Annotated in this window: 5 protein-coding genes; all 5 read left to right on the top strand. The window is 38.6% G+C overall.

Annotated features, from left to right (window positions below; genetic code table 11):
* The first annotated feature begins 151 nt into the window (after window positions 1-151).
* The 5 genes from EFB08_RS19555 to EFB08_RS19535 all read left to right on the top strand — a co-directional run bounded on the left by EFB08_RS19555 (window position 152) and on the right by EFB08_RS19535 (window position 2,977).
* Window positions 152-613: a hypothetical protein gene (locus EFB08_RS19555; protein ID WP_123128674.1), complete on the top strand. Its 462-nt coding sequence runs from the start codon at window positions 152-154 to the stop codon at window positions 611-613.
* Between the two features lie 87 nt (window positions 614-700).
* Window positions 701-1,198: a hypothetical protein gene (locus tag EFB08_RS19550; protein ID WP_123128673.1), complete on the top strand. Its 498-nt coding sequence runs from the start codon at window positions 701-703 to the stop codon at window positions 1,196-1,198.
* A gap of 100 nt (window positions 1,199-1,298) precedes the next feature.
* Window positions 1,299-1,955, top strand: coding sequence for a hypothetical protein (locus EFB08_RS19545; RefSeq protein WP_123128672.1), 657 nt, complete (start codon window positions 1,299-1,301; stop codon window positions 1,953-1,955).
* Between the two features lie 90 nt (window positions 1,956-2,045).
* Entirely contained in the window at window positions 2,046-2,474 is a 429-nt protein-coding gene (locus tag EFB08_RS19540) for a hypothetical protein (protein WP_123128671.1), read from the top strand.
* Between the two features lie 92 nt (window positions 2,475-2,566).
* On the top strand, window positions 2,567-2,977 hold the full coding sequence (locus tag EFB08_RS19535) for a hypothetical protein (protein WP_123128670.1): 411 nt from the start codon (window positions 2,567-2,569) through the stop codon (window positions 2,975-2,977).
* Window positions 2,978-3,038 lie beyond the last annotated feature (61 nt).

Below are 3,038 nucleotides of genomic sequence, written 5' to 3'. Positions count from 1 at the left end.
AGGGCCTTATTGTATAATGAATCTTGTTCCTTCCTTTCTTCTCTTTTATACAAGTTAATTAGTTTTTGCAAACATAGGACTGTATAAACGCCAGCATCGGCCGACGGCCTCCGCCGCCGTTTATACTAGTCCGTTACCCGTAATTAAAATAATGAAAAGAGACTATAACTCTGAGGCTGAAAAAGTGGCTAGAGCGATAGATATAGCAATTGAATCGTTCTCAAAATACCCGCCGACTGGTTTTAATGAAGCTCATGTAAATCAATTTATAAAGGTTTATAGTGAGAACAAAGAGAGTGCCTTGAATCCTCTACCTCAATATAGAAAGCTGGCATCTCTAAAGTATATAGTCAATGATATATTAATTTTCTTTCAAGAATCGAAAGGTGAAGCAGTAGAAGTCTTTTGGAAAAAAGTAAATCAAGAGAATTTAGGCTACAAGAGGGAAGATAAACTACGGAAAATACTTGATAGAGGAAAGATTCGAGGTCGAATAGAATATGAATTAGCTGTTGACTCAATTGTGGCAGCTGAACAAGAAGGGCGAATTACAAAAGAAGAAGCCAGTCTGCTGGGAGAACTAATCGGTGCATTTGAATTTGGTAAAATATAAAAACGGGTAACAACACCTAAACGCCAGTCTCCGGCCGACGGCCTCGCCCGTCGTTTAGCCCAGTACGTTACGCGTAATTGAAAATAGATGAAATTAGATACTGAAATAAAAATTCTTAGCTGGTATCAGATAATTGGCGGAATCATCGGACTTGGGATTATGATTCAATACATATTACAGACCGAAGCTTTCAATGGCTATGCGGTTCTCCTTCTGTTCGTCATGCTAATACTGTACTTATTCTCAGTTGCTAGCGGACTAATTTTGCTGAAGGACCCTGCAAAAGGAATGTTACCCTCCAGAATTAATCAAATCATTCAATTTATTGGTTTCGCCGTTGCGGGCTATAGTTTTCAATATATTTCAGGATTAGGGGTGTCTATCGGTTTCGACGTAACTGAAGGTATGCTGTTAAAACTAAATGCTGCCTTGTCCAGCTTTGAATATAACTGGAATACGGACCACGATGAAGCTTTCCTTGTTGTTAACATAGTGCCCTTAGTAGTCATATATTTGCTCAGTAAGCTTGAAAGCGAATTAGAGCAGGAAAAGCCTTCTTTAGAGCTAACAAAAGAGCAGGTGTAAAAATAAAAACAACTTCGCGTAACAACACCTAAACGCCAGCCTCGGCCGACGGCCTCGCCCGTCGTTTAGCCTAACCGTTAGCACAAATGAAAACCATAGAATGAAAAAGGGCTTAGTTTATTTGGGGCTTATCCTTTCTTTAGCATCATGCACTGAAAAAAGGAGAAACCTATCTTCAAATGCGGATGAAAACGTCATTGATGCTAAAAAGCCTTTACCGCTGATGGATTTAAAAGAAAAGTTTAAATATCCAGGACTGAAGAGCTTTGAAATTGATACATTCAACTGGGACACAAGAATAGGTAAATATCAGGAACTGGATAGCAGTACATTTAAGCTGGTTTGGCAGGATGGTAAGCGGAACTTTGTCGGGCAAGGCTATGACAGAGATTACTTTTACTCTTGGCAGAAAAGAAACCCAGAATTAATTGAATTTACTGTTCTGACTCAGGACGAGAGTAGCTCTTGCGATTTGCTACATTACTGCATTTACGATAAGAATGGAAAAGCAATTAACAGTTTCATAGTCGCAGCAAGCTGCGGTGACGGTGGTTGGGGGAATAAGACCACTGGCAAGTTTATAACAGAAAACATCTACGAACGGATAAGTATTGATTTGAACACCGAAATCGTAGATTCTGAGAACACTAAATTTAGCACAGAAGGGGATTTAACCGTCACGCATTTCACTATAGCGAAAGACGGTAAAGTGACAGAGAAGGAGATTTCAAAGTCCCTCATCAGGGAAGAAGAATAAAAATCACTTGTGCTAACATGATGCATAAGCCATGCTACGGCCGACGGCCTAGCACGCCTCATGCACTAGACGTTGGCAGAAATAGAAAAAATGAAAAGACTCACAATACTGACAATCCTCTTCAATTTCTTTATTGTCGTTGGTGCTGGGCACGGAATTGGATTTGTGGGTATTATAGAAATGGCTTTACTAAACTATCTAACCAGCGATTTCACGCTTTCTCCATTTGCCGATTATGACGCATCCTTACCAGCCGTAGGATTGTTAGCTCTAATTGGACAAATAACCCTTATAATTTCATTAGCAACAAAAAATTACCGATTCAATTACTGGCTAAAGCTGTTAGGTCTCTTTCTCTTATGGTTAAGCTTTTATTATCTTACTCACACATTATTCACAAGTGGACTTGCAAGAATTAGCTTTGCCTTTGGACTACCGTTTCTATTATGCTCAATTCTCTTGTTCATAAAAATAATAAGGGAGCGGCAGTTAAAGGAGAAAGAATTAAACCAAACTTGAAAAGAACTACTTCTGCCAACAATGCATAAACGTCACCCTTCGGCCGACGGTCTCGCGCGTCGTTTATACTAACCGTTGGCAGAAATTAAAATATGGAAGATTATACACACCTTGTACATGATTGTGAGATAGATAAACTATCACTTGATTTTAATACTAACACAACTAATTTCCTTATTTCGTGTGGAGATGATTCTGAACGGATGAAGGTTACATTTGAAGGAGTAATAAATCAGGACTTTAGAATCATAGATAAGGGTAATATAATTTTTGGAATTGAGGAGACAGATTGGAAGGGATTGCAATTAGCCTTTCCTGACCTGATGAGCTACTATAAACATTATAAAAGCATATCTACCGAAGACCAGAAAAGGATTGAAAGTAGAGCATTAAAATGTTTCCACATCAGCAGTTCAGCAGGATTGGATGGTTATATAATAGCAGAAAGCATAAATTTTGAAAAAATAACTCCTGCCAACATGAACTCTGTTAAAAGTCAATAAAATCAGGCGGAAAATCTTTTAAAATCCGGTTGGTAGGCAACACCCGAATGAATAATAGCGA

Origin of the sequence: Rufibacter latericius (assembly GCF_003721515.1) — a bacterium.
Taxonomy (GTDB): Bacteria; Bacteroidota; Bacteroidia; order Cytophagales; family Hymenobacteraceae; genus Nibribacter; species Nibribacter latericius.
This window is presented reverse-complemented; position numbering and strand designations above follow the sequence as displayed.

Coding starts and splice junctions, on each gene's coding strand:
- EFB08_RS19555 (WP_123128674.1), top strand. CDS start 152: ATGAAAAGAGACTATAACTCTGAGGCTGAAAAAGTGGCTAGAGCGATA.
- EFB08_RS19550 (WP_123128673.1), top strand. CDS start 701: ATGAAATTAGATACTGAAATAAAAATTCTTAGCTGGTATCAGATAATT.
- EFB08_RS19545 (WP_123128672.1), top strand. CDS start 1,299: ATGAAAAAGGGCTTAGTTTATTTGGGGCTTATCCTTTCTTTAGCATCA.
- EFB08_RS19540 (WP_123128671.1), top strand. CDS start 2,046: ATGAAAAGACTCACAATACTGACAATCCTCTTCAATTTCTTTATTGTC.
- EFB08_RS19535 (WP_123128670.1), top strand. CDS start 2,567: ATGGAAGATTATACACACCTTGTACATGATTGTGAGATAGATAAACTA.